This window comes from Rathayibacter sp. AY1G1 (genome assembly GCF_002932095.1).
Classification (GTDB): domain Bacteria; phylum Actinomycetota; class Actinomycetes; order Actinomycetales; family Microbacteriaceae; genus Rathayibacter.
Window position 1 is genome coordinate 23,306 of sequence record NZ_PSUZ01000007.1, and the last position, 25,558, is coordinate 48,863.

Consider the following 25,558-nt stretch of genomic DNA (forward strand, 5'->3'; position numbering starts at 1 on the left):
ATTGTGCTCCGGTTCGTGCTCAGTGCAGTCGAAGACTGCTCGCGTAGTCGGCGAGCGACGCGATGTTCAAACGGTAGGTGACGCTCGTCACCGCGGCCGGAACCGAGACGGCGCGCACGCGCGGGAACTCGTCCACGACATCGAAAGCCAGGATGTCCCCGATCCGGAACCACCAGTCGGCGTAGTAGCTGTCCTCCCGGTCGAAGCCGAGAGCGTGGACGGCATCGATCCAGAGCTTCCTGGAGCCCGGGTCGTGATCGGCCTCGGCCGCCAGGGCATCGAAGAGCTGGAGCAGGTTGCGAGCCTCCTGGTCCGATGCGTCGGATCTCTCCATGGGCAGGACTGCCAGCTGCAGCGTCGCGTTGGCAGGTTCCAGCTGCTGCAGGCTCGAGATCGTCACCTCCATGGACGGCCGGTGGGCTGACTTCACCTCGACGCAGTGCCCCGAGGGGAAGATGAAGTCCTTGCTGTTGCCGAAGGGGCCGCTCCAGTCCCGGAGGGCAGTGGACGGCGTCTTCACCGCGGTGAGGATCATCTCGAGGATCGTCAGCTCGGCCATCAGCCCTCGCAGTGCGTCCTCACCAAGTCGACCGCGCGGCTTCGCGAGGAAGTCCCGGAACGCCTCGAGACTGCGTGCGAACGCCTCCACGCTCGCCTCCGCGCCGTCGACCCGCTGGCTCTCTTCGAGGAGGTACCGGCAGAGCACGAGGAAGGCCGGATCGAGTTCCGGCTCGAGGGAGGTGATCCGCAAATATGTGAGTCCTGTCTGAGGGGTCTGCGAGACCTGGACTGAGAAGCCACGCCCCCCGTCGATGAAGTAATCGAGCGTCGACGGAAGCTCAAGCACGAGAGCCGGATGCCGCTGACTGTTCTGGACGAAGACGCGAAGCCACAGATGACGAAGCCGGACGACCTGGCCGTCCTCCCCGCGAAGGACGGTGGCGAAGGCCTCTTCAAGCTTCACGCGGCTCCCTCATCTGATTCCTCGTCTGCCGACCGCATATTGAGATTCATGCGCGCGTACACCGTGTTCGCTACGAATCGGGACACCCGGCCCTTCTTGCTTCCCGCCCGCTCTTCATCGTCGGAGGAGACCGGGAATGCCACCACGACGGCGACCAGCGGTTCATCCGCTCGTATCTTCGGCCGCTTGTCGTCTTTCACCACGGCGCCATGCACCTCTTCGGCTCTCGCGTCGGTGAATGTCTGAGTGATCACGCTGTATACGAGAAGCAGGGGACGCTCCAACGCATGGCGGATGATGGTGGGCTCCGAGAGTCGCTCGCCAGCACTGAGACCGGCCTCGAGCTCGCGGATGACGTCCTGATTCATCGCATTCTTGATGTCGGATCCTGCTGCAACGCGTCGATTTCCAAAACGCAGTGACTTCCCCGAGCTCGCCTCCACTCCGGTCCGGAGGCTGGTCTTCGGATCACCCGGAAGTCCGAGCGCGCTCGACTGATCCCCGGAGCCCGTGACGAATCCGACATCCCAGCTCTCCGCGTTCACCGCATCAGCGAGGTGCGCGGCCAGTTGTGCCTTGTCGCTCTTGGTTGTGCGACCGAAGAATGTCTCGGTGTCATGACCTCTAAATTGCGCGAAGAAGCGCGCGACAACTTCTGCGGGCACGCTTTCCCACAGGAGTGACCCGCGATTCGCGGCCGGGCCCTCCAGGGTCTTCAAGGTCTCCACCAGAGCAACTCCTGCTTTCAAGTTCCGGTCAAGGTCCCCAGTCTCTGAAGACAGTACATACGATTCGAAGAAAGCTCCATTAATATCCACCTCGCCTTCGATTTGCAAAGCATTCTTCTGCTTGTTCGCGGCTGTGATCAGGAATGCCTCGGGGTGCCTGCGCATCTTCAATCCGAACTGCTGCGGCGTCATCTTCAGGGAGTTCATCAGGCGGAGGGACCCGCGCAGATCGTCCGAGACATCTGCGACGTACTTGAAGAGATCCACGACGGCAGAGTCGATCCACACTCGAACGAGGTCCTCGTAGCCCGGTCGGTAGCCGAACCACCGCCCCATCTGCAGCAAGGTATCCGCGGCTGCTGCCTTCCTGACGAAGTAGCTCACCTGCAGTCCGTCGAGCGTGAGGCCCCGCGCGAGGACATCGCCTCCGACGAAGATCGTTGGCAGTCGTGATTCGGCCTCACGGTCCTCCCGTGACATCTCGCTCAAGCGCTTGTTGCGAGGGCCCATCGTCCCGCTGTTCACCAGGACGACGGTGATCTCGGCTGCAATGTCGAGGAGGTGCGGTCGCAGGTCAGTCCACGACGCTGTTCCCGGATACTCCTCCTCGAAGACGTCTTCGAGTACTGAGGCTGAGGACCTGCCATCTGCCAGCTCGTCCTCCGGCAACGCATACTCCGCGAGCACTGCTCGCGTGACCTCGTCGAGGAAGTGCTTGACCTGCGTGGTCACGTTCTCCTGCACATCGTTGAATCGGGAGACGTTGATCATCATCGACGCAGGACGAGTCTCGCCGTCTCGTACCCGCCGAATCGCAGTACCCACGAGGAAGGTGCTCACTGCCCTGACCATGCTGGTCGGCAACTCCTCCAGCTGTGCCGTCCGCTTGTGACTGAAGGGAAGGACTTCGAGGCAGTCCTGCACGTCGGTCCGGATGCGCCTCGGCACTCCCGGGGCGGTCTCCCGACCGAAATAGGACTCCACTCCGGTGTAATTCGAGGGACTCTCGAGAGCCTGGATGAAGTCGCGGGGGAAGAGGTCCTCGTCGATCGAGTCGTCGATGAGCACATTCGCGAATGGAGTCGCCGTGATGGCCAGGTACGAGCTTCGACTGGAAGTGGCGAGAAGGCGGCGGATCACCTTGTTCACCGCTGCCGCGTCGTCCTCCGTCTTCGTGTTCACGGAGGCCCAGTCGGCCTCATCGTCCAGCACGACCAACGGAGCGTTCAGCTTCCCGTTCTGAGCCTGGCCGACGAGGTAGTTGGCTAGGTTCGCGAGGACTCTCGCGTTCTTCTTGACGACGAAGATCGTCGGAGTATCCCCCTCGAGGGCGACGACACCGGCGTTCTTGCTGGCGGCGCTGAAATCGGAGCGCGTCGTGGTGAGGATGTTGCTCTGGATCGTGGAGTCGATCTTCCCGACGCCGATGCGCATGTTCGCGTAGCGGGAGTCGATGTTGTCCGCGATGTAGACGGAGTCGACACCGGTCATGTCCTTGTCGAGTCGCTGCTGGGTCTGACGTCGGAGTTCCTCCGTGTGCCCGCCGATCACGACGATGATCTTGTATCCGTAGTCGATCGCCTTGTTCAAAATGCCGAGGTAGCTGGCGGTCTTGCCTGACTGCACCTCTCCAATCACGAGCCCGCGTCGAGCCCACTCGCCGTGGATCTTCGGATCGCCCATGCTTTCGAGGACAGTATCCGTCAATTCGTCGAGCTTTTGGATGACATTCGGGCTCCACTCGCGATTGACGAGGAGCTGTCGGTAGGCATTCCACCGCTTGGTGTCCGTCGTGGCTCTTCGTTCGGCGAGCCATTCCTTGAACGTCGCCGGGTCGACGACGATCGGAATGAGATCGATCACGACCTTTCCCACCTCAGTCACCCGAGCAACCACATCGTCGACATCTATCGCGCCGAGCTGGGGTGCGAGAATCGGGGCGAGCAGGCGCGCCTTCGTCTCGAGATCGTCCAGCGGAATCGACCGGTCGTTCAACAGCGTCATGTTGAGAGCGTCGAGCAGGATCTTCTTCTGTGTTTCGATTGCCGTGCTCGTCATGCGCTTGCGCTCCATACCTGCTTGATGAGTCCGTCGAGCTCCTCGACGCGATCGAATGGCTCGGTGGCCCGGAGTACCGACGCGACCTGCGCCGGGGAGAAGCTGCCGAAGCCGCCCGAGCGTCGAAGTGCGGAGAGCTGCTCCAGCACCTCCGTCGTGGTGACTGACGGTGCAGAGCTGGTCTGGCCCTTCGCCGCCTCGATGTAGAGGTCCGCGGTAGGAAAGGTCTGTCCGAGGTCAGCGAGCAGTCGGCCGAGCTGTCGTCGCTGCTCGTCTGTCAGCGTCTCCTGCAGCGCGCTGACAAGTGGATGGTCGGCGTTGATCTGGTAACGGTAGCCGTCGCGCTCGGTCACTTTCTCCCACATCCTGGCGACAGTGTCCCCTGTTGCGCGTCGACCTCGGAAGGTGTGAACCCGCTTGCTCTTCCCGATGACCTGGTCCATCACCCGGCGGAAGTGGGTCCGGAAGGCCTGAGGAGGTTCGGCTCGGGACTTCTTGATGTCCAGCTGCCAGAGGTGATCGACGGTGTTGGGGATGTCGACCATCACGCGCGATTGCTTCGACAGCTCCTCGCGCCGGGACAGCCCGAACCAGTGACCGTAGGAGATCAGCCGGCGGTTGCGATAGATGTAGAAGCCCTGGCGCTCTCGCATGCCTGCACCGAGATCCCAGCGCTCGCGCTCCTTCTTCGAGAGCGCGGAGGCGTGGGGGAGGGTGTACGCCTGGAACTCAATCCGCTGCCCCTCGATGGTCAGAGGCTCCCGATAGGACTCCTGCGTCCGAGGGTTTCTCGAGAGGAAGGGGTCCAGGGCGGGCACATCGATGCCATTCACGGTGATGACGAGCGGATTCCGCGTGCCGTCATCCAGGAAGCGATGGAACGTGAGCGAGAGGTGACCCCTGAGATCCTGGAGACGCTCAGCCATCACGACGTCGGGGCGCGCCGCTGCGCCCAGCATGTAGTCGAGCTCTTGCCAGACCACCAGTGTGCCGGCGCTCCGAGAAAGCAGGGAATCAGCGCGGGGCAGTGCCTCGTACTCGTTCTCGCCGAGAATGCTGAGTGACCATTGCCCTGTGGTGAGCACGTGATCGATGTCCCATTGGAGGGCGGTCGTCTCGCCGTTCTTGCGGGTGAGAACCGTCAGTCGCCTCGCCTGGGAGAGCGATGCGGTCTTCAGGCCTAGACCGAAGCGTCCGAGGTCGGAGCCGGCGCGTGTCGTCGTCCGCGCGCTTCCCGCGAGCTGCAGCGCGGTGCGCGCCTCTTCTGGGCTCATTCCTATGCCGTCGTCGAGAACGGTAAGGAATGAGGAATCGATCGGATCTCCAGTGATCTCGACTCTCCGCGCATCAGCGCTGATGCTGTTGTCGACGAGATCGGCGATGGCCGCTTGAAACGAGTAGCCGACAGACCGCATCGACTCGAGAAGCTCCACGCCGGGAACCAGGATCTCGTGCTCCAAGCCGCCCCCTTGATGAACCTCAGCACAGCCTACGTGGCACGAGGACCTCCCTTGTGCATGGGCAGTGCTGTCCGTGAGCACTTCCTCTCACCGGAGGACCGACTGCCGTGGAGAAGCGGTGCTGCGTCGGCCTCCTCGGCCGTCCACGAGGTAAGCTGCTTCTGCCCCTCGGGCGCTGGACGAGATCGTCGAGCGCGCGTCCGATCGGGCGTGCTCAGGAGTGGGATCGGGCGCATCGGCTGATGTCGGTGGCCGGATGCACACTGACGCGGGGCGGAACGAGAGGCAGCACGTGGAATTCAGGATGGGTGAGCTCTTCTGCGGGCCGGGCGGCATGGCGCTGGGCGCGCACCGTGCGGCGCAGGAGCTCGGAATTGAGCTCCAGCACGCGTGGGCGAACGACTACGACGCCGACACGTGCGCGACCTACCGGTCGAACATCCCCGGCGCGACGGCTGAGTCCGTGATCCATGCCGACGTCCGTGTCCTCGAGACCGCTTCGCTCGCTCCGATCGACGGCTTCGCCTTCGGCTTCCCCTGCAACGACTTCAGCCGGGTGGGCGAGCGCAAGGGGATGATGGGGCGCTTCGGGCCGCTGTACAAGTACGGCGTGAACGTGCTGAACGAGCACTCCCCGTCCTGGTTCGTCGCTGAGAACGTCGGCGATCTGAAGGGGGCCAACGACGGCCACTCCTTCCGTCAGATCCTCCGCGAGCTGGAGCGGGCGGGGGACCAGGGCGGGTACGTCCTCACCCCCCACCTCTACAAGTTCGAGCAGTACGGGCTCCCGCAGCGCCGTCACCGCATCCTCATTGTCGGCATCCGGAAGGACCTCGACGTGCAGTTCCAGATCCCCGCCACGGAGCCGTACGCGCACATCGACAACTCGGCTGGCAATCGGCTCGAGAACCCTCCGATCGGGCCGCTCGTTACGCAGAACGAGCTGGCGAAGCAGAAGCCTTGGGTCATCGAGCGGCTCACGCACATCAAGCCCGGGCAGAGTGCTTTCACCGCAGAGCTGCCGGAGCACCTGCGCCTGAATGTCACCGGAGCGACGATCAGCCAGATCTACAAGCGGCTGGAGCGAGACAAGCCCTCGTACACCGTGACGGGCTCCGGTGGAGGGGGGACGCACGTCTACCACTGGGATGAGCCGCGCGCGCTGACCAACCGCGAGCGGGCCAGGCTGCAGACGTTCCCGGACGAGTACGAATTCGTCGGAGGCCGCGACAGCGTCCGTCGTCAGATCGGCATGGCGGTCCCCGTGGAGGGAGCCGAGGTCGTCTTCTCGTCCCTCTTCAAGTCCTTCCTCGGAATCGACTACGAGACGATGCAGACCAATCTCCCGCGCTCGGTGGCGAACGTGATCAGGACGCCAGCAGGCAGGTAGTGCGCGGGTGAGCAGGGGGAAGGCGCCGGAGTCCTGGGCGTCCTCCGATAGCGCTCGCCGCACGATGCGCGGCAATAAGCGAAAAGACACCGCGCCTGAGCTGGCTGTCCGCCGCCGGCTGCATGCTCTGGGGCTGCGCTATCGGGTCGACTACGGGCCTGTGCGCGGCCTCCGCAGGCGGGCGGACATCGTCTTCACCCGCCGCCGCATCGCAGTCTTCATCGACGGTTGCTTCTGGCATAGCTGTCCCCTCCACGCAACGCATCCGAAGCAGAATTCGCAGTACTGGTCGCCCAAGCTCGCCACGAATGTCGAGCGCGACCGGGACACCGACGCCCGGCTCCGCGGGGAGGGCTGGCAGGTGCTCCGGTACTGGGAGCACGAGGACCCGGACGCCATCGCAGCCGATATCGCCGCATGCTGGAATCGCAGCGCAACGCCGACTGCTGGAAGGAGCGGCCCTAGTTCAACTTGAACGTCGAGATCAGGACCTCGATCAGCTCCCGGGCGGTCCGCTCGTCGAGCTGGAAGGTCTGGCTGCTCTTGGGCCCGGAAGCGCGGTTGTCCGATCCGAATGTCGAGAGGTGGATGTACGGAGTGCCGTCCTCCGCCGTGATTGCCTGATAGGTGCAGTCGACCTCGGTCTGGTGGACAGTGACGCGTTGCGTGCCGGGGTGCAGAGACCTGATCCGTGCCATGGCGGAGACTTCTTCCTGATAGTGCTGAGCTCGACGTGATCAGGATGTCATCGAATACTCCAGTACCTTCTCCTCTTCGACCGAGTACTCGATCGGTGGCGACGCCCGGCGAGACCGTGTTGCAGCGCACTTTGACGCCCCACCCACCCCCGTGTTAGCGTCGCTCTCGGACATGTGACTGGTCGTGCAGGCAGGATCCGACGAAACGCGTAATGAGCGTCGTCGGGTCCTTTTTTTGTGCCCGGACGCCTCCTGACGCTCCGCCGGAGCACCGATGACGGTGCCGGTTGGGGCGGGGACGGCGACGGACGGCCGGGCAGCACAGCGCAGGGAAGCGCGCGTCCCCACACACCCGGAGGAGTACCGATGAGTACCCAGGAGAGCGCGAAGGCGATCCTTGAGCACGTCGGCGGCGCCGCCAACGTGGCGAAGCTGCAGCACTGCTCGACCCGTCTGCGGTTCGCGCTGGCGGACGACGCGAAGGCCGACGTCGAGGCGTTGAAGGCGGTGCCCGGCGTGATCGGCGTCGTCACCGGCCCGCAGACGCAGGTCATCGTCGGCAGCGGCGTCAGCGAGATGTACGCGGCGGTCGAGAAGCTGCGCGGCGGCACCACCACGTCGACGGCGCAGGCGAAGCAGCCGCGCTCCCTCAAGCGCCTCGGCGCGACGATCATGGACTTCGTGGTCAGCGTGTTCACGCCGATCATCCCGGCCATCGCGGGCGCCGGCATCTTCAAGTCGTTCCTCGTCCTCGCCTCGGCGCTGGGCTGGCTCGACCCGGCCTCCGACAACTTCAAGCTGCTGTCCGCCATCCCGGACGCGGTGTTCGGCTTCCTGCCGCTGCTCGTCGCCTACACGAGCGCGAAGAAGCTCGACGTGAACCGGCCGCTCGCGCTCGGGCTCGTCGGCGTCCTGGTCTTCCCGGCGTTCACGACGCTGCTCAACCAGGAGGGCGGCGTCGCGCTCTTCGGCATCCCGGTGCCGGTCATCGCCTACAACGCCCAGGTGTTCCCGGCGATCCTGGCCGTGCTGCTGCTCTCGGTCGTCGAGCGCTTCTTCACGAAGCACTCGTGGGGCCCGATCCGCACGTTCTACGTGCCGCTGATGTGCCTCGTGATCGTCGCTCCGGCCACGATCTTCCTGCTCGGCCCCCTCGGCTACTGGCTCGGCTCGATGCTCACCGGCGCGATGATCGGCCTCTACGGGGCGCTCGGCTGGGTGGCCGTCGCGCTGCTGGCCGGCGTGCTCCCGCTGATCATCTCGGTCGGCATGCACAAGGCCTTCATCCCGCCGACCATCGCGACGATGGCCAGCGCGGGGAAGGACACCTTCTACCTCGCCTCCTCGCTCGCCCACAACGCGGCGGAGGCCGGCTCCAGCCTCGCGATCGCCCTGCGCACCAAGAGCGCGACCCTCCGCGCCACCGCCTTCTCGGGCGGCCTCTCGGCCCTCTTCGGGATCACCGAGCCGGCGCTCTACGGCGTCACGCTGCAGAACAAGCGCGCCCTCGTCTCCGTCATCACGGGCAGCGTGGTCGGAGGCGCCTACATCGGTGCCACCCAGGTCGCCGCGTTCGCCCTGGTCAGCCCCGGCGTCGCGAGCATCTCGATGTTCATCGACGGGCTGAACCCCTGGAACCTGCTCAACGCCGTGATCGGCCTGCTGATCTCGGTCGCCGTCTCGTTCGTCGTCTCCTTCGTCATCTGGCGCGACGACGCCTCCGCCAGCGTCCAGGCGCTCGGCGACGTGGCGGCCGACGCCGGGAGCCCGCTCGCGCTGCAGGCGCCGCTCACCGGCTCCGTCATCCCCCTCTCGGAGGTTCCGGACCCCGTGTTCTCGGCCGGCGTGCTCGGCGAGGGGCTGGCGATCCGCCCCACCGACGGAGCCGTCCGGGCGCCGTTCGCCGGCGAGGTCATCGCGCTGCTCTCCTCCCGCCACGCCGTGGGGCTGCGCCGCGCGGACGGCGTCGAGGTGCTCATCCACGTCGGCATCGACACGGTGCAGCTGGACGGCGCGCCGTTCGAGGCGCACGTCGCGGTCGGCGACCGGGTCGAGGCCGGGCAGCTGCTCCTCATCGCCGACCTGGCCGCGATCACCGCGGCCGGCTACGACACCACGACCCCGGTGCTCGTGACCAACTCCGCCGAGTACACCGTGCTCGTCGAGGCCGCCGAGCGGATCACCGCCGGCGACCGGATCATGACCGTGACGCAGAGAGAGAAGGAGCTCGCCGATGGCGCTTCCTGACGGATTCCGATGGGGCGGCGCCCTCGCCGCCAACCAGGTCGAGGGCGCGTGGCGCGAGGGCGGGCGCGGCCCGGCGGTCAGCGACGTCGCCTCCTACAAGCCGAAGGCGGACCCGAAGGAGTACGCGATCCACCACCGCAACACGGTGGAGAGCATCACGGCGGCGATGTCCGACGACGACACCGAGTACTACCCCAAGCGCCGCGGCATCGACTTCTACCACCGCTACCCCGGCGACCTCGCGCTGTTCGCCGAGATGGGCTTCACCACCCTCCGCGTCTCGATCGCCTGGACCCGCCTCTACCCGACGGGGGAGGAGGCGGAGCCGCTCGAGGAGGGCATCGCCTACTACCTCGCCCTCTTCACCGAGATGCGGCGCCTCGGGATCGAGCCGCTGGTCACGCTCTCGCACTACGACCCGCCGCTCGCGCTCGCGCTGAAGCACAACGGCTGGGTCGACCGCCGCACGATCGGGCTGTTCGAGCGCTTCGCCCGCACCTGCTTCGAGCGCTTCGGCCACCTCGTCGACATGTGGCTGACCTTCAACGAGATCGACGGCATCATCCGCCACCCGTTCACCTCGGGCGGGATCATCGAGGAGACCGTCGAGGGCAGCGTGGAGCAGGCCTGCTACACGGCTCTGCACCACCAGTTCGTCGCCTCCGCCTCGGTCACGAGGACGCTGAAGGAGCTGTGGCCCGAGTCGCGGATGGGCTGCATGCTCACGATGCTGACCACCTACCCCAACACCTGCCACCCCGACGACGTCGCGGCGACGCAGGCGAAGGAGCGGATGCTCTACCTCTGCACCGACGTCCAGGCGGGCGGCGCCTACCCGCGCCTGGCGCTGCGGGCGCTCGAGAGCCGCGGAGTCGAGATCCCGTTCGAGGCGGGCGACGTCGAGCTGCTGCGCGAGCACCCCGTCGACTTCATCTCGTTCAGCTACTACATGTCGATAACGGAGTCCGTGCGCCCCGACGCCGAGCGCACCCCCGGCAACACGGTCCTCGGCGTCAAGAACCCGTTCCTCGAGTCGAGCGAGTGGGGCTGGCAGATCGACCCCGTCGGGCTGCGGATCTCGCTGATCGACCTCTACGACCGCTACGGCAAGCCGCTGTTCATCGTCGAGAACGGGCTCGGGATGCGCGACGAGCTGACCGAGGACGGCCGGGTCCACGACCCGTACCGGATCGACTACTTCCGCGCGCACTTCGAGCAGATGATCCAGGCGGTGGACGAGGGCGTGGAGCTGCTCGGCTACGTGAGCTGGGCGCCGATCGACCTGATCAGCGCCTCCAGCTCGCAGATCTCGAAGCGCTACGGGTTCGTCTACGTCGACATGGACGACCTCGGCCACGGCAGCACCGAGCGCTACCGGAAGGACTCGTTCTTCTGGTACCAGAAGGTCATCGCCTCCAACGGCGCGGATCTGGGATGATCCTCCTCTGCCCGGAGGCGCCGTCCGGCTCTCCGGGCAGAGGCCCCGCCACCCCCACCCCAGCCCTGACGCGGCCGTCGACGGAGACACGCATGCAGACCATCAAGAAGGTGCTCAACTCGAGCGTCGTCCTCGTCGTCGACGAGCGCGGCGTCGAGCGCGTGCTCCTGGGCAGGGGGATCGGCTTCGGAGCGAAGGCCGGCGAGGCGATCGAGCCCTCGAGCGTCGACCAGGTGTTCGTGGCGCTGGACGACTCGGACCAGCGCAACCTCGTCGAGCTCCTGGCCCAGATCCCGCCGGAGTTCGTCGAGCTCACCCGCGCGGTCGTCGCCGACGCGGAGGAGCAGGGGCTGAAGCTCGACCCGCACGTGTACCTCGCGCTCACCGACCACCTGCACTTCGCGGTGGAGCGGCAGCGGCGCGGGCTCTCGGTCGCCAACCGGCTGGCCTGGGAGATGCGGACGGTCTACCCCGTGCAGTACGCGGTGGGGGAGCGGGCGGTCGAGCGGATGCGCGAGCGCCTGGACGTGGAGCTGCCCGCCGACGAGGCCGCGAACGTCGCGTTCCACCTCGCCAACGCGGAGCTCGGCAAGGTCGGGATCGACTCGCTCCGGATCGTGCAGCTCATCCGCTCGGTGACCGCGATCATCCAGCACTCCAGTGGAGCCGCGCTCGACCGCGACGACCTCCGCTCCGCCCGCTTCGTGGCGCACCTGCAGTACTTCGCCGAGCGCTTCTTCTCGGGCGGCCTGCTCGAGAGCGAGGACGACTTCCTCTTCACCAGCCTCAGCGCCCGCTACCCGCGCGCGATCGCCTCCGCCGAGCGGGTCCGCTCCTTCGTGGCGGCCGAGTACCAGGCCGCCCTGCCCAACGAGGAGGTCGCCTTCCTGGCCCTCCACATCGCGCGCGCCGCTCCGGAGTAGCGCGCTGACCCCGGAGAACCGCATGCACCGCACCACCCCCGCCCGCCCGACGACGCCCGCGAGCGAGCGCCCGTGAGCGGCACGATCCACCTCGTCCGCCACGCCGAGACCCTCTTCAACGTCGCCGGCCAGCTGCAGGGCTGGTGCGACTCGCCCCTGACCGAGCGCGGCGAGCGCCAGGCGGCGGCCCTCGGCGAGCGGATGCGCGAGGTGCCGCTCGTCGCGGCGTTCACGAGCGACCTCACCCGCACCCGCACCACGGCGGCGGCGGCGCTCGCCGGGCACCCGTCGCTCGAGGCCGAGCCGATGGTCGAGCTCCGCGAGTGGCACTTCGGCGCCTTCGAGGGGCAGCCGAACGCCTCGCTCTGGGAGCCGGTGTTCGCCGACCACGGCTACTCCTACGTGCCCTCCTCCGCCGACTGGCCGCGGATGACCGACGCCGGGCTCGACTCGGTGCTCGACGCGATCCACCGCCACGACCCCTCCGGCCGGGCCGACAGCGGTGCCACCGTGCGCGCCCGCGTGGAGGCCGCGATCGCGCGGTTCGCGCCGGCGGCGGAGCACGGGGACGTGCTGGTCGTGACGCACGGAGCGGTGCTCGGGAGCATCCTCCGCGCGCTCGACCCCGCGCACCGGCCGCAGCGGGGCTACCCGAACTGCGCGGTCGTGTCGGTGACGGACGGCGTCATCGGCGAGGTCGACGGGAGCTGCGCGACGGCCTGACCCCGCCCCTCCTCCTCCACGGACGCCCCTGTGCGCTCCGGTCGCCGACCGGACGAGCACGGGGGCGTCCGTCGTGCTCGGGACGCAGGCGGCCCGCACCCGGGCCGCCCCCGGACCTGCACGCGCGGCCGCCTCGGGACCTGCACGTCCGGTGATGCGGGACCTGCACTTTCGGCCACCTCGGCGCTGTACCGAAGTACAGGAGCCCGTCGCGAGAGCGTCCGTAGCGTCTGAGGAGTCAAGAGAAACGACTTCGAGGAGATGACATGCGAGGGCTTCAGCTCAGCGGCGTGAGCCGTGCATTCGGCGGCCACCGGGTCCTGCACGACGTGGACCTGTCCGTGGGCCGCGGCGAGATCGTCGGCTTCATCGGCGGCAACGGCGCCGGCAAGACCACGACGATGCGGCTGATCCTGGGCCTGCTCACCCCCGACACGGGGACCATCACCTGGGACGGCGCGCCGATCACCGCCGAGGACCGCCGCTCGATCGGCTACATGCCGGAGGAGCGCGGCCTCTACCCGCAGATGCGGGTCCGCGAGCAGGTGATCCACTTCGCTCTGCTCGAGGGGCACGACGCCCGGGGAGCCCGTGAGACCGCCGAGGAGGTGATCGACGCGCTGGGCCTGGCCGAGCGGGCCGACACGCTGGTGCAGGACCTCTCGCTCGGCAACCAGCAGCGCGTGCAGCTGGCAGTGTCCCTGGTGGGCGATCCGTCGCTCCTGGTGCTGGACGAGCCCTTCTCGGGGCTCGACCCGGTCGCCGTGGAGACGATGGCCGGCTTGATCCGGCAGCAGTCCGCCCGCGGCGTCGGCGTGCTCTTCTCCTCCCACCAGCTCGACCTGGTCGAGCGCCTCTGCGACACCGTCTGCGTGCTCGACTCCGGCCGTGTGACCGCGAGCGGAGCGGTGGCCGAGCTGCAGGACGACGGCTGCAGCCGCTGGCAGCTGCAGTTCTCCCGCCCCCTGGACGACCTGCTCGTCGCCGAGCTCGGCGTCACACCGGGACTGTCGGCCGAGCCGGTCCCCGGTGAGCCGGAGTCGCTGCTCGTCTCGATCGAGGGCAGCGGCCGGGACGTCCCCGAGCAGGTGCTCGCGACCCTCACCCGCCACGGCGGCCTCCGGAGCATCCGCACCGAGCAGCGCTCGCTGACCGAGCTGCTGTCCGAGCGGCTCACCGCCGCCTCCACCCCTGCGGCCGAGCGCCGCCTCGAGATCCAAGGAGCAGGACGATGACCACCACGCACCCCCGCGCCGCCCACGCCCGGACCGCCGAGAGCTCCGCTCCTCCGACGCCGGCCCGGGGAGCCGCGACGATCGTCCGCCGCGAGATCCTGACCCGCACCGGGAACCGCACGATCCTCACCGCGACCCTCGCGCTGGCCGCGATCGCCGGCCTCGGCGCCGGGATCGGCGGCTGGTTCCTGGTCGACGCGACGAGGGAGGCGGGGACCGTGGTCCTCGACACCCGGATCCTGTTCGCGACCGCGATGATCAGCGCCCTGCTCGCCGCGATGGTCTACTCCTCGTCGAGTCTGGCCTCGGGGGTGGTCGAGGAGAAGTCGTCCCGGATCGTCGAGATCCTGCTGACGAAGATCGGCGTCGCCCCGCTGCTCGCCGGGAAGATGATCGGCGTCGGCCTGGTGACCCTGGCCCAGCTGCTCGTGATCGGCGGCGCCGTCGTCGGCGGGTTCAGCGTGGTCGGCGGGTGGTCGGTCCTCGAGATCGAGCTCGGCCCGAGCCTGGTCTGGTTCCTCGTCTGGTTCCTGCAGGGCTACGTGCTCTTCGCGCTCCTCAGCACCCTGCTCGCCTCGACCGTGTCGAGGCAGGAGGACCTGGGCACCGCCGCCATGCCGCTCTCCGTCGTGCAGATGGCGCTGCTGATCATCGCGCTCTACGTGGTGCCGGCGAACCTCGACGAGGCCTGGGTGCACGCGCTCTCCTTCGTCCCCCTGTTCTCCTCCTACCTGATGCCGATGCGCTTCGGCCTCGACTCGGTCGGCACCCCCGAGATGGTGATCGCCGCCGTCGTCGCCGCGATCACGGTGCCGCTGCTGTTCCGCCTGGTCGTCCGCGTCTACCGCAACAACGCGCTCCGCACCGGCTCCCGCGTCTCGCTCCGCGCCTCCCTCAAGGCCGCCGACGCCTCCTAGGCCCGGCTCCCGATATCCACCACCACCACCCCTCGGAAGGACACCACCATGACCACCTCGCGCACCGCCTCGACCCGCCCCTCGCCCCTCAAGAAGCTGCTCGTCAACACCGCCCTCCTCGTCGGGGGAGCGGGCGGCGCCTACCTCGTCGTCACCTACCTCTTCTGATCCGCTCGACCGACCGAAGGACACGATCGTGACTCTCCTCGCGACTCCCGGGCTCCGCCCCGCGACCCCCGGGCACCGCCCCGCGGATCCGGCGGCCCTCCGGGCGGCGGCCTCGACCGAGCGGCTGCTCGGCGGCGGACGCCACCGCGTCGCCGCGATCGACCGCCCCGCCTTCGCCGGCCGGAACGCGTCGTGGACGATGACCCTCGACGACGGCGCCCGCGTCTTCGTCAAGCACGTCTCGCCCCGGACGGCGGGCCCCGCGGCCTTCCACCGCTCCAGGGACTTCGCCGGCTTCGCCGCCCGGAGCCCCGAGCACGCCCCGGCCGGACCCCGCCTGCTGGCGGCCGACGAGGACGACTCCCTGCTGGTGTTCGAGCACTGCCCCGGCACCAGCCTGGCCCTCCTGCTCGTGGAGGAGCGCGTCCCCGCGGACTTCCCCGAACAGGCCGGCCGGCTCCTGGCCCGGCTGCACGCCGGCCCGGTGGCGGGCCTCACCGCGACCTCGCACCCCAGCCCTCCCGTCGAGATGCTGCGCGTCGGCATCCCGCACACCCGCTACGTCGACCTCACCCTCGCCGAGCTCGCCTTCTGGGGCGACCTGCAGCACGACGAGCAGCTCGTCTCGGCCACGGAGGATCTCCGCGAGTGGGAGAGCGGCAACCGCACGGCCCCGATCCACGGCGACCTCCGCCTCGACCAGTTCCACCTCCGCGACGGGCGCCTCCAGCTGCTCGACTGGGAGGAGTTCGGGATCGGGGATCCGGCCCGCGACCTCGGCACGCTGGCGGGGGAGTGGATCCACCGCGCGGTGCTCGACACCGTGACCACCCGGGAGGGCGCCTCCGCTCCTCCCCTCGCCTTCGACACCGCGGCCGCGGACGCCCGCATCGCGGAGCGGATGGCGGCACTCGTCCCGAGGATCCGGCGGATGTGGCTCGCCTACGCCGCCGAGACCGCCGGCGCGGACGACGCCCTCGCCGTCCGCGCCACCGCCCACCTGGGCTGGCACCTCGTCGACCGCACCCTCGCCCGGGCCTCGATGGTCTCCCGCCTCCCCGGGATCGAGCGGGCCGCCGCCGGCATCGGCCGCCGCGTCCTGCTCGCCCCCTCCGCCTACTCCACCGCCCTCGGATTCGACAGGAGCCCGCGATGACCGCCCTCACCACCCGCTCCGTCCTCGACGAGGCCGTGATCAGCGTCGACGCCGCCCGGCTGCGGGCCGAGGTCGACGGGACCGTGATCGAGGCCACCGGGCCGATCGAGCTGCGGGCCCGACTCGCCGCCACCGTCTACACCCACCTGCACCTCCGGAACCCGCTGCTCGGCGAGACCGCCGGAGGCGACGGCCAGGACCTCGCCCCCCGGCTGATCGACGCGATCCCGCACCGCACGGTCCTGCAGCCCGCTCCCTCCGGGGTGCTCGGCTCCGCCACCGTGCAGGGGGAGGAGCGCCGGGTCGTCGAGCTGGGCCGCGTCCGGGTCCTCGTGCCCGAGGTCGATCTCGTCCGCTCCGCCGACGGGGCCGTCGCCGGCGTCCGGCTGCCGAGCTGGCGCACCCGCACCACTCCCGGCTACCTCCTCGCCCTCGGCCCGATGGGACTCGATCCCGCCGACCGGGTCGTGCGCCTCTCGCTCGTCGCCGACTCGGCGGAGGACGCGCTCGCCCTGTGGGGCCCGCTCCTGGAGGCGCTCGCCGCCTCCGGAGCCCGCCACCAGGCCAAGGCGCTCTCGGACCCGCGGGCCTTCCCCCGCTCCGACGCCCTCGTCGTCTACCTGCCCGCCGACTCCGCCGACGACGTCGCCCGGAGGATCACTCCGCTGCTCGATGCCCGGCCCTCGCCCCGCACCGCCGTCTCGGCCTTCGCCGAGAGGCTCGCCGACGGCCTCGCCTACGCCGAGGACCCGGCCGACGAGCGCTCCTCCTACCGCGGACTGAGCTTCGGCCAGCACCGCTCCCGCGTCCTCGCCGAAGCGCTCCTGCGCTCCTCGGCCGAGACGATCCCCGCCGCCGACGCCTGGGCCGACGCCGCCCGCGCCGCGCGCATCGACCCGGACCGCCCGGGACTCACCGCCCGCTAGGGCCCCACGAACCTCCCCTCGATCCCGAGGGGACCACCACCTCAGCCCGAGGTACTCCACGAAAGGGACACATCATGACCACCATCTCCACCGACGCCCAGTCCGCCGACCTCACCGCCCTCGCGGGAGCGCACGACACCTTCGCCACCGTCGACGAGCTCGGCTCGGACGCCGCGACCGAGGCGCCCGCCACCACGCCCCTGTGCGTCGGCATCATCGTCGGCGCCACCCTCGGCGCGGGCTGCTGACCCGGCCCTCCTCCCGCCCGGGTGCTCCCGCAGCACCCGCTCCCCGGCCCTCCGGCCGACCACCCGCACCACTCCCCGCACGACCCGGCGGATCCGCCGCCACCACTCATCCAAGGAGAACACCATGTCGACCATCACCGCCCAGACCGTCCAGTCCGCCGACCTCGCCGAGCTCGCCACCGCCCACGACACCTTCACCGCCGCCGACGAGATCGGCACCGACGCCGCCTCCGAGGCGCCCGCCACCACCCCGTTCTGCGCCGGCGTCATCATCGGCGTCACCCTCACCGCAGGGTGCTGACGGGCACGGGGCGACCGGTCCTCGACCGCGTCGCCCCGGCCCCTCCCGGGCGCGTGCCGTCCGCTCGCGCCGTCCGCCCATCCCCGTCCGCCCTTTCCGCGGGCACGGTCCGCCCATCCCCGTCCGCCCTTTCCGCGGGCACGGTCCGCCCGTCCGCCGCCGTCCTCACCGCCGGCCGCGACCCGATCCGCCCTCCCGCCCGCCGCCCTCTGAGGAGACCGCCATGACCACCCCGCCCGGTGCGCAGAGCGCCGCACTCTCCGACCTCTCGCTCGGCCGCTTCGGCTACTCCCGGGTGGCCCTCGTCCTGACCGGCTCCGCCATGACCCAGGTCATGCCCTACTGGATCCAGTGGGCGCGCGCCGCCGCTCCGGCGACCGAGTTCCGCGTGCTCGTCCGCGACTCGGCCTACCGCTTCACCACCCGGCACAACCTGGAGTCGCGACTGCGCGGCCGGATCCAGGACGACCGCTGGGACGACGAGATCGTCGTCGCCCACGTCGACCTCGCCGAGTGGGCCGACCTCATCCTGATCTACCCGGCCACCCTCGACTACGCCTCGCGCCTCGCGCACGGCATCACCGACTCCCCGTCGCTGCTCGCGGCCCTCACGACGGAGGCGCCGGTGTGCATCGCTCCGTCGCTGCCGCCGCGGGCGCTCGGCAACCCGGTCGTCGAGTCCACCCTCGCGCTGCTGCGCGAGCCGGCCAACTTCACCGTCATCGACCCCGTGCCCGGGCCGAGCGAGTCCAGCGACACGGCGCTCGCCTGGGTGCCGCCCGCGTTCCCCGCGGTGCTGCGCCACCTGGAGTCGCTGCGCACGGCACCGGCGGCCGCGGAGGAGGCGAGGTCGGCGTGAGCACCACCGCCCCTCCGCGGGCCCTCGTCACCGGGCTGCTCGTCACCGAGCTCTCGGAAGGACCCGACGGGACCACCGTCTGGACCCGCCGCCTCGGAGAGCAGGCGCCGCTGCCGTTCTCGCCGGTGCCCGTCCGCCTCGCAGCGCCCGATCCCCGGATCGTGCCGGGAGGCGCCGACCCGTCGATCCGCCGCTACCGCACCACCGCCCGCGCCCTGCTGCCCGCGCTCCTCCACGAGCTGTCGGAGGAGGCGCTCGTCTCCGTCGGCCGCGAGTGGAAGGGCGCGCTGGACGCGCTCCACGGCGCCCGGCCCGCCGGGGAGCCGCTCCCTCCGCGTCCGCTGCAGCGCGCCCGCGGCTGGCTCGCCGGTGGCTGGGCGCCCGCCGCCGAGGAGCTCGGCGCCGGCGGTCTCCTCGAGCTCGCCGACTGGGCGGAGGCGGTCGTCGCCTCGCCGGCCGCGGTCGTGGTCCACGGCCACCCCGGCCTCGCCCACCTCGTCGTCGGCGGGACCCGCGTCGCTCTGCTCACGGGCGAGGACGTCGGGCTCGCCGACCCGGTTTGGGACGCCGCCTGGGTGCTCGGGGAGCTCGCAGAGCTGCACGCCTTCCACCCCGCGCTCCGCCCGGCCCTCGACGCGCTCCGCCGCGGACTCTCGCTCGAGGAGGACCACGACGCCGAGCTGCTGCGCGTCGGCACCGCGTTCCGGCTGGCCCAGCACGCCGTCGACTGGCACCGCTCCGGGGGCGCCAGCAGCGATCAGGCGCGGCTGCTGCTGCGCCTGTCCGCCGCACAGCTGGGGGAGCGGGCGGAATGAGCGCCCGCGACGTCCCGACCCTGTCCGCCGCCCTGCCCTCCGGCGCCCGCGCGCTCGTCGTGCACCGGCCGGAGGTCCGCAACGACTCGGTCGCCCTCGCCGTGCCCGCCGGTATGCGCCACGAGCGCGACGGCGAGGAGGGGATGCTGCACCTGATCGAGCACCTCGTCTACCAGGACAGCGAGGGGGTCGCCGGTCTCGTCCGGCAGACCCGCGTCGCCGAGAGCGGCGGCGTCCTCGGCGGTCACACCCACCTCGACTACTCCGAGTTCTTCGAGACGGGCTCTCCCGGGTCGGCCGCCGTGATCGCGGAGCGGCTCGTCGAGCAGGTCTTCCGCCCCGCCTTCCTGCCGGAGCAGATCGCGGAGCAGATCCGCGCGGTCGCCTCTGAGCGGGCCGCGCGCCTCGCCCCCGCTCCGGGCGGCGTGCTGCCGTGGCCGCACCTGACCGCCCGCTACTGGGCCGACGCCCCCAACGCGCACGACGGCAGCGGCGACCTCGACCTCGAGGGCCGCGCGACCGAGCCCGTCCTGCGCGCGCTGCACCGGCGCCACTACAGCCCGGCCGGCTCCGTGCTGGTCGGCGTCACGGCCGACGACCCCGCCCGGCTCCTGGACCGCCTGGTCGCGGCCCTCGCGGAGGCGCCCGATCGCGCGGCAGGACCGGTCGCCGTCCCACCTGGGACGGCCCGCCCCGAGTACCGCGCCGAGCCCGCCGCCCGCCGGCTCGCCGCGACCGCCGCCGCGCCGTCGACCCGCGTCTCCGACGAGCTGCTCGGCGACCTGATCGCCGCCGAGGCGCTCGCTGCGCAGGCCGGACTCGACGCGAGCGCCGGACTCTTCGGCCCGGGCGACACCGTCGCCGACGACCTCTTCGTGCTGGTCGACGACACCGCCGTGCCCGTCGATCCGTGGCACCGCCTCCGCGCCCTCGCGGTGAGCGACGACTCCGCCCTCGAGCACGCCCGGCATCGCGCGGTGCTGCGTGCGGAGCGGCTGGTGCACGACGACGAGCGTCTGGCCCGCACCGTCGCCCGGGATGCCCTGCTGCGCGGTGCGCCCGGCTTCGCGGGCGAGCTCGTCGACTCCCTCGCCGCGCGGCCGCCGCGCCCGCTGCTCGCGGACGCCGCGGCCCGCCTGGCCGAGCAGCCCTTCGCCGCACTGGGCGTTCCCGCCGCCTCCACCCCTCCAGGAAGGAGGAGCCCATGACCGCCGCACCCCCGCTCGCCGTCGTCGACGAGCGCTCCCGCTTCGCCGTCGTCGCCCTCGGCTGGCGCGACCCGGCCGGAGACGACGGGCCCGACCGCGCTGCCCGCCTCCGCTCGGCCGTTCCCCCCGGAGCGGTCTCGCTCGCGTGGACGGCGACGGCCGGGGCGCAGAGCCTCACCGCGGTGCTCCCTCCGGAGGGCGCCGCGGCCTGGACCGCCCTGACGCTCGAGCGCGCCCAGGGAGCCGGGGATCCGGTGCTCGCCGTGGTCGGGCCCGAACGCGCCGTCTGCGAGACGTCCCGGCCCGTCTCCGTGCCCGCCGCGGCTCCGCTGCCGAGCGCTCTGCACCAGTCCCGCGAGCAGGGCTACGAGAGCACGATCGTCACCGGCGCGGACCCGTCCGGCGAGGTCGGCCACGCCGCGACATTCCTGGCGCTGTGCCGCCTCACCGCGGGGGCCGAACCGCTCGTCCCCGCCGCACTGCGCTCCGCCGGCGGCGATGCGGTCGCCCAGGTCGCGCGGGGCCTGCGCTCGAGCCGCCCCTCCCTCACCTGGCAGGTCGTCTCCCCGGCCGGCCAGGGCATCCCGACCCTCGAGACCGTGCTGCGCACCGTCCTCGACGGCCGCGCCGCGCACGGGGAGGGAGCACGCGCCGCGCACGCGTTCGCGCGGGCGAACCTCCTCCGCGCCTGGCGGTCGCCCGAGACGCTCGCGCGCACCCTGGTGGAGTACGAGGTGATGGGCTGGGGCGGCGCCCTGGTGCTCGATCCGGAGCCGGCGCTCGCCGCGGTCGACGAGAGTGCGCTCGAGCGGGCGGTCGCGGGGCTCGTGCGGCCCGTCGCCGACGTGGTCGGCTGGGGCTGAATCCGGCGGGCTCGATCAGCTCCGGCCGGGACGCGTCCCCAGGTCGACGAGCCCGTGCTCGATCGCCGAGACCAGGATCTGCACCCGGTCGCGCACGCCCAGCTTCTCCATCACCTTCACGAACCGCGCCTTCACGGTCGACTCGGTGACGAACAGCTCCTGCGCCATCTCGCGGTTGCTCATCCCGCGGGCGAGCAGGCGGATCACCTCGAGCTCCTTCTCGGTGAGCGCCTCGAGCAGATCGGGGTCCGGCACCGTCTCCGCCGGCACCGACTCCTCGAGCCCCTTCACCACGTGGCGCGTGACCTCGGCGGAGAGCACGGACTCGCCCGCGAGCACCGCGTGCACCGCCGCGATGATCTCCCGCGGCTTCGTGTCCTTGACCAGGTAGCCGGAGGCGCCCGCGCGGAGCAGGTCGACGACGTAGCGGTCCGTGGTGAACGTGCTGAGCCCGAGGATCGCGATGCCCGGGTGCTCGGCGTGGATCCGCTCGGTCGCGGCGACGCCGTTCATGACCGGCATCTGCATGTCCATCAGGATCAGGTCGGGCTGGAGCGTCGCCGCCTGCTGCACCGCGATCCTCCCGTCGGAGGCCTCGCCCACCACCTCGATCGCCGGGTCCTGCGAGAGGTAGTCGCGGAGGATCTCGCGGGTCATCGATTCGTCGTCCACCAGCAGCACGCGGGTCATCGCTCTCGTCCTTCGTCGGTCGCCCCCGCGACGAGCGCACCGGACGCCCGGCCCTCGAGGGGGATGGTCATGGTCGTGGTCCAGCGGCCGCCGCGGGCTCCCGCGTCCAGCCGCCCGCCGAAGACGGCGCAGCGGGCCGACATCGCCTCGATCCCGAGGTGCGAGGAGACGATCGGAGCCGCAGAGGCGATCGCGTTGGAGGAGCTCAGCTGCACCTCGCCCCCCGACACCTCGAGCCGGAGCTGCACCTCACCGGCGGTGTCGCCGTGCTTGAGCACGTTCGTGCCCAGCTCCCGGACCGTGCGCCGCAGCACCTGGCGGAGGCTCGCGGGCACCTGCGCCACGGAGCCCGCCACGTCGAGGCGGACCCGGAAGCCCGCGCGCTCGATCGCGTCGGCGACGTTCCGCACGTCGTGGACGAAGCCGACAGCGGTGGTCGTGGCGCCCGAGACCTCCGGGGTCCCGAGCAGGTCGGAGTCGCCGCGGGCGGGAGCGCCTGCCTCGTCCTCGTCCTGGAGGAGCGTCACGAGGCTCCGCAGATCCTGCAGCGCCTGCTGCGCCGCGTCGCCGATGCTCTCGAGGATGCGCTCGGTCTTGGCCGGGTCCTCGACCGAGGTCGCGCGGCGGGCCTGCATGGCGATGATGGTGACCTCGTGCGCGACGATGTCGTGCAGCTCGTGCGCGAGCCGGGTCCGCTCCTCGTTGCGGATCCGCGCCTGCTCCTCCTGGATGCGGTCGGCCCGGCGCTCGCTCCGCTCGCTGCGGCCCCGGAAGGCGTTCAGGCCCAGCCCGGCGGTGCCGCCGAAGAGGACGAACGCGCCCAGGACGTAGACGGCCGTGCCCATGGCGCGGTCGACGAGCAGCACCGCGGGCAGGAGGACGAGGGTGCCGAGCACGAAGACGAGCCCCGCGCGCCAGGGGAGGAGGAAGGTGACGAAGCCGACCACCACGATGGTCGGGAAGATCAGCGCCGCGAGCAGCAGCGGCGGGGCGCCGAGCATCAGGACGACGGCGTAGACGAGGTAGAGCGAGACCGCCGCGGGGATCGCGCCGGCGAGCAGCGCCAGGAGCGGCAGGTAGGGGAGCGCCAGCTCGATCCAGCCGCGGACCGACGTGAGGTCGACGCTGCCGCCCATCAGGTCGATGACGACGAGGAGCGTGAAGGAGCCGAGGAGGAGGGACCGGGTGATCCAGCGGCCGGGCAGCGTCCGCACGTCGTTCGTCCACCGCGTCGTCCCCACCACGGGACCAGGGTACCGAAGCCTTCTCCGAGCCCCGTCGGCCTTCCGTACAAGGGCGGACTGGTCTTTCGTACAGGAGCGGTGCGACGGGGCGTCGCCATGCTGGTGGAGCGGTCGAGCCGATCGCACCCCTCGATCACAGGAGAACGACCATGGCCCCGATCCTCGCCGCCGCCGCACTCGCCCTCGGAGCCGTCCTCGCTCCCGCCGCTGCTCCTGCCGCCGCTCCCGTGCAGGCCGCCTCGTCCGCCGGCGTGCAGACGGTCGCCGCCTCCTACGAGCTGCCGAAGGTGCAGAAGCCGGGCGGCATGGAGTCGATCCAGGACCGCGGCGCCCTCTGCAACCTCTTCGGGATGTGCTGAGCGCAGCTCTCGGACCGGGTCAGCCCTTCAGCGGGTCGTTGCCCCAGTTCATCAGGGAGTAGCGCCACTTCGTCTCGGTGACATCGCCCGAGGGACGCTGCTTCGCGTGCCGGTGCACGTAGCTGACGACCTTCGTCATGTGGGCGTAGTCGTCGTCGCTCAGGTCGGCCTGCTTCGTGCCGAGCAGGTCGACGATGCGGCGCCCGCTCTCGTGGCCGACGGACTCGCCGCCGCCCTCCGGCTTCTGGCCGACCTCCTTCGACTCGTCGGTGCCGAGCCACTCCTCGAGCTCCTTCGCGGTCATGTTCACGGCGTCGTGGAACTCGTCGCGGGTCGTCCGCTTCTCGTCGTCGGTGGGCATCGCGGGGCTCCTCGGGTCGGTCGGTCCGGGTCGGTCGGTGACCTCCAGCGGAGCGTGTCGGAGGGGGAGAGGTCAAGCCCCGTGCGCGGTTCCAGGGCGCGCGTAGCGTCGGAGGAGTCCGCACCAGCCGACCACCGCCGACGTCCGCCGCCGGCAGAGAAGAGGCCCACATGCCCTCCCGCAACACCCTCGTCCGCAGTCTCCACGACCTCGGAGCCGCCGCCTGGTTCGGCGGCTCGCTCATGGGCGCCGTCGGCCTGAACGGCGCCGCGTCCACCTCGTCCGACCCGGCGGAGCGCCTCCGCCTCTCCTCGAACGGCTGGGCCCGCTGGACCCCTGTGCAGCTCGCCGCGATCGCCGCCCACGGCGTCGGCGGCATCGGACTCGTCCTCGCCAACAAGACCCGCCTGGCCAACCAGCAGGAGAGCCGCACGAACACCGTCGTCAAGACCGTCGTGACCGGGCTCGCCGGTGCCGCCTCGGTGATCGCCGCGGTCGCCGGAGCGACGCAGGCCAAGCACGCCGACGAGGGCGCCCCCGGCGTGACCGAGGCGTCGGAGCAGAACTCGCAGGAGCTGACCACGGCCCTCCGCGTGCAGAAGGTCACCCAGTGGGCGATCCCCGTGCTGACCGCCGTCATCATCGTCCTCGGCGCCCAGCAGGGCGAGCAGCAGCGCCCCGTGAAGGGCCTCTTCGAGACCACGGCGCGGATGTTCCGCAAGTAGTCCCCGCGCTCGCGCGCAGACCGTCGGCCGAGAGTGCCCGCCGTCCCCCGAGGGTGGAGGGCGGCTGCTCTCGGCCGACGTTCTGCGTGCGGGGTCCGGCTAGCGGCGCGAGGGCCGGCGGCGGACGGTCAGCGCGAGGGCTCCCGCTTGCGAACACGTCGCCTGGTCGGCGTCGGAGCCCTCGGTCCCCTTTTCGACCGTCTCCGGGAACACGCGCCCACCGATCGCTGCCTCTCGATCAGGCGCTACGCTCCGGCATCCCGCTGCTCCTTCTCGGACGTCAGAGCGTCGATCCCGTTCTCGTGCCCGACACAGCTGGCGACCGTGTCCGGATCGATGCCCAGCGCGTAGCGGACCTCTTGTCCGGCGCTCTGCTGTTCAGTCGTGGCCTCAGGGAACGTCGAGTAATAGGCGTCACTGAAATCGGCCGAGTTGGCCATCGTGTTGAGAGTGGACATCTCGGCGATGTAGGAGCCGCGGATCGTCGCGATCTGCTCGGAGACATCGCTCGGCCAGTGGTAGTACGAGTCGTCCAGGAGCGTGAGTGTCCGTCTTGTCAGATCGAGCCGAGCAGACGCAGCGGCGTGCACGCCGGAAGGGTCCGGGTCGCCACCGTTCAGAAGCTCGTCCTCGCCGGATGAGAAGGCGTCGCTCAGATTCTTGATCGCGATGTTGTTGGGGCAGACGAGGTCGAGATAACGGGACGCCGCTTGTGCGGTGTCGAGCTCGACGAACGCAGGTGTCGCGGGCGCCGCAGGTGCAGGGGTCGTCGACTCGGCCGGAGCTGCTGCGGGCGCGGAAGCCGTGCAGGCAGTCAGGAGGAGCATTGCCGCACTGAGAGCTGCAGGGAAAAG

26 protein-coding genes are annotated in these 25,558 nt (G+C 70.4%); 18 read left to right on the forward strand and 8 right to left on the reverse strand.

Annotated features, from left to right (window positions below; genetic code table 11):
* Positions 1 to 19: 19 nt before the first annotated feature.
* From C5C36_RS05320 to C5C36_RS05330, 3 genes are read right to left on the reverse strand one after another with little or no spacing between them, the layout of a single operon-like run.
* A complete protein-coding gene (locus C5C36_RS05320; protein WP_104309383.1) occupies positions 20 to 964 on the reverse strand; it encodes a PD-(D/E)XK motif protein in 945 nt (314 codons plus the stop codon).
* On the reverse strand, positions 961 to 3,765 hold the full coding sequence (locus C5C36_RS05325) for a Z1 domain-containing protein (protein ID WP_104309384.1): 2,805 nt from the start codon (positions 3,763 to 3,765) through the stop codon (positions 961 to 963). The genes C5C36_RS05320 and C5C36_RS05325 overlap by 4 nt, the downstream gene beginning before the upstream one ends.
* Positions 3,747 to 5,210, reverse strand: a complete 1,464-nt coding sequence (locus tag C5C36_RS05330) for an ATP-binding protein (RefSeq protein WP_104309385.1) — start codon at positions 5,208 to 5,210, stop codon at positions 3,747 to 3,749. The genes C5C36_RS05325 and C5C36_RS05330 overlap by 19 nt, the downstream gene beginning before the upstream one ends.
* A 304-nt stretch (positions 5,211 to 5,514) precedes the next feature.
* Here C5C36_RS05330 and C5C36_RS05335 point away from each other — a divergent pair, with 304 nt between their 5' ends.
* A complete protein-coding gene (locus C5C36_RS05335; RefSeq protein ID WP_258072202.1) occupies positions 5,515 to 6,600 on the forward strand; it encodes a DNA cytosine methyltransferase in 1,086 nt (361 codons plus the stop codon).
* Positions 6,601 to 6,607: 7 nt separating this feature from the next.
* Positions 6,608 to 7,075, forward strand: coding sequence for a very short patch repair endonuclease (locus C5C36_RS05340; protein WP_258072203.1), 468 nt, complete (start codon positions 6,608 to 6,610; stop codon positions 7,073 to 7,075).
* On the opposite strand, the gene C5C36_RS05345 is transcribed toward C5C36_RS05340, so the two are convergent.
* Positions 7,062 to 7,298, reverse strand: coding sequence for a hypothetical protein (locus tag C5C36_RS05345; RefSeq protein WP_104266685.1), 237 nt, complete (start codon positions 7,296 to 7,298; stop codon positions 7,062 to 7,064). The two genes, C5C36_RS05340 and C5C36_RS05345, sit on opposite strands and share 14 nt — an antisense overlap.
* Positions 7,299 to 7,664: 366 nt before the next feature.
* On the opposite strand from C5C36_RS05345, the gene C5C36_RS05350 reads away from it, so the two are divergent.
* From C5C36_RS05350 to C5C36_RS05405, 14 genes are all read left to right on the forward strand, one after another.
* Entirely contained in the window at positions 7,665 to 9,545 is a 1,881-nt protein-coding gene (locus C5C36_RS05350) for a beta-glucoside-specific PTS transporter subunit IIABC (RefSeq protein ID WP_104309386.1), read from the forward strand.
* Complete coding sequence (locus C5C36_RS05355) at positions 9,532 to 10,983, forward strand: glycoside hydrolase family 1 protein (protein ID WP_104309387.1); 1,452 nt, start codon at positions 9,532 to 9,534, stop codon at positions 10,981 to 10,983. The genes C5C36_RS05350 and C5C36_RS05355 overlap by 14 nt, the downstream gene beginning before the upstream one ends.
* 92 nt (positions 10,984 to 11,075) lie before the next feature.
* The gene (locus tag C5C36_RS05360) at positions 11,076 to 11,906 is read left to right on the forward strand and encodes a PRD domain-containing protein (protein WP_104225973.1); all 831 of its coding nucleotides are present in this window, start codon (positions 11,076 to 11,078) and stop codon (positions 11,904 to 11,906) included.
* A 72-nt stretch (positions 11,907 to 11,978) separates the two neighbouring features.
* Positions 11,979 to 12,629 carry a histidine phosphatase family protein gene (locus C5C36_RS05365; protein WP_104246978.1) on the forward strand — a complete coding sequence of 217 codons (651 nt, stop codon included), beginning with the start codon at positions 11,979 to 11,981 and terminating at the stop codon, positions 12,627 to 12,629.
* Between the two features lie 290 nt (positions 12,630 to 12,919).
* Positions 12,920 to 13,864, forward strand: coding sequence for an ABC transporter ATP-binding protein (locus C5C36_RS05370; protein ID WP_258072204.1), 945 nt, complete (start codon positions 12,920 to 12,922; stop codon positions 13,862 to 13,864).
* On the forward strand, positions 13,861 to 14,781 hold the full coding sequence (locus tag C5C36_RS05375; protein WP_104225127.1) for an ABC transporter permease: 921 nt from the start codon (positions 13,861 to 13,863) through the stop codon (positions 14,779 to 14,781). The genes C5C36_RS05370 and C5C36_RS05375 overlap by 4 nt, the downstream gene beginning before the upstream one ends.
* A 196-nt stretch (positions 14,782 to 14,977) precedes the next feature.
* Complete coding sequence (lxmK, locus tag C5C36_RS05380) at positions 14,978 to 16,105, forward strand: class V lanthionine synthetase subunit LxmK (RefSeq protein ID WP_258072205.1); 1,128 nt, start codon at positions 14,978 to 14,980, stop codon at positions 16,103 to 16,105.
* Positions 16,102 to 17,031 carry a T3SS effector HopA1 family protein gene (locus tag C5C36_RS05385; RefSeq protein ID WP_104225969.1) on the forward strand — a complete coding sequence of 310 codons (930 nt, stop codon included), beginning with the start codon at positions 16,102 to 16,104 and terminating at the stop codon, positions 17,029 to 17,031. Before lxmK ends, C5C36_RS05385 begins: the two co-directional genes overlap by 4 nt.
* 74 nt (positions 17,032 to 17,105) lie before the next feature.
* Positions 17,106 to 17,279 (forward strand): hypothetical protein, encoded by a 174-nt coding sequence (locus C5C36_RS17520; protein ID WP_181027122.1) that lies wholly within the window; start codon positions 17,106 to 17,108, stop codon positions 17,277 to 17,279.
* Positions 17,280 to 17,403: 124 nt separating this feature from the next.
* Positions 17,404 to 17,580, forward strand: a complete 177-nt coding sequence (locus C5C36_RS17525; RefSeq protein WP_181027123.1) for a hypothetical protein — start codon at positions 17,404 to 17,406, stop codon at positions 17,578 to 17,580.
* A 223-nt stretch (positions 17,581 to 17,803) separates the two neighbouring features.
* A complete protein-coding gene (locus C5C36_RS05390; RefSeq protein WP_104225100.1) occupies positions 17,804 to 18,439 on the forward strand; it encodes a flavoprotein in 636 nt (211 codons plus the stop codon).
* Positions 18,436 to 19,254, forward strand: coding sequence for a hypothetical protein (locus tag C5C36_RS05395; RefSeq protein ID WP_104225968.1), 819 nt, complete (start codon positions 18,436 to 18,438; stop codon positions 19,252 to 19,254). Before C5C36_RS05390 ends, C5C36_RS05395 begins: the two co-directional genes overlap by 4 nt.
* A complete protein-coding gene (locus C5C36_RS05400; protein WP_104246981.1) occupies positions 19,251 to 20,462 on the forward strand; it encodes a pitrilysin family protein in 1,212 nt (403 codons plus the stop codon). Before C5C36_RS05395 ends, C5C36_RS05400 begins: the two co-directional genes overlap by 4 nt.
* Positions 20,459 to 21,325 carry a hypothetical protein gene (locus C5C36_RS05405; protein ID WP_104225097.1) on the forward strand — a complete coding sequence of 289 codons (867 nt, stop codon included), beginning with the start codon at positions 20,459 to 20,461 and terminating at the stop codon, positions 21,323 to 21,325. The genes C5C36_RS05400 and C5C36_RS05405 overlap by 4 nt, the downstream gene beginning before the upstream one ends.
* A 15-nt stretch (positions 21,326 to 21,340) precedes the next feature.
* Here C5C36_RS05405 and C5C36_RS05410 read toward each other — a convergent pair whose 3' ends face one another.
* Together C5C36_RS05410 and C5C36_RS05415 are read right to left on the reverse strand one after the other, a co-directional pair.
* Complete coding sequence (locus C5C36_RS05410; RefSeq protein WP_104225096.1) at positions 21,341 to 22,015, reverse strand: response regulator transcription factor; 675 nt, start codon at positions 22,013 to 22,015, stop codon at positions 21,341 to 21,343.
* Positions 22,012 to 23,259 (reverse strand): sensor histidine kinase, encoded by a 1,248-nt coding sequence (locus C5C36_RS05415; protein WP_258072206.1) that lies wholly within the window; start codon positions 23,257 to 23,259, stop codon positions 22,012 to 22,014. The genes C5C36_RS05410 and C5C36_RS05415 overlap by 4 nt, the downstream gene beginning before the upstream one ends.
* A gap of 149 nt (positions 23,260 to 23,408) precedes the next feature.
* Here C5C36_RS05415 and C5C36_RS05420 point away from each other — a divergent pair, with 149 nt between their 5' ends.
* Positions 23,409 to 23,618, forward strand: coding sequence for a hypothetical protein (locus tag C5C36_RS05420; RefSeq protein WP_104225965.1), 210 nt, complete (start codon positions 23,409 to 23,411; stop codon positions 23,616 to 23,618).
* Between the two features lie 19 nt (positions 23,619 to 23,637).
* Here the strand turns inward: C5C36_RS05420 and C5C36_RS05425 are convergent, their stop codons facing one another.
* Complete coding sequence (locus C5C36_RS05425) at positions 23,638 to 23,979, reverse strand: DUF3140 domain-containing protein (RefSeq protein WP_104309389.1); 342 nt, start codon at positions 23,977 to 23,979, stop codon at positions 23,638 to 23,640.
* A 170-nt stretch (positions 23,980 to 24,149) separates the two neighbouring features.
* On the opposite strand from C5C36_RS05425, the gene C5C36_RS05430 reads away from it, so the two are divergent.
* The gene (locus tag C5C36_RS05430; RefSeq protein ID WP_104225093.1) at positions 24,150 to 24,704 is read left to right on the forward strand and encodes a hypothetical protein; all 555 of its coding nucleotides are present in this window, start codon (positions 24,150 to 24,152) and stop codon (positions 24,702 to 24,704) included.
* 245 nt (positions 24,705 to 24,949) lie between these two features.
* Here C5C36_RS05430 and C5C36_RS05435 read toward each other — a convergent pair whose 3' ends face one another.
* Entirely contained in the window at positions 24,950 to 25,531 is a 582-nt protein-coding gene (locus C5C36_RS05435) for a hypothetical protein (protein ID WP_104257117.1), read from the reverse strand.
* Between the last annotated feature and the right edge of the window lie 27 nt (positions 25,532 to 25,558).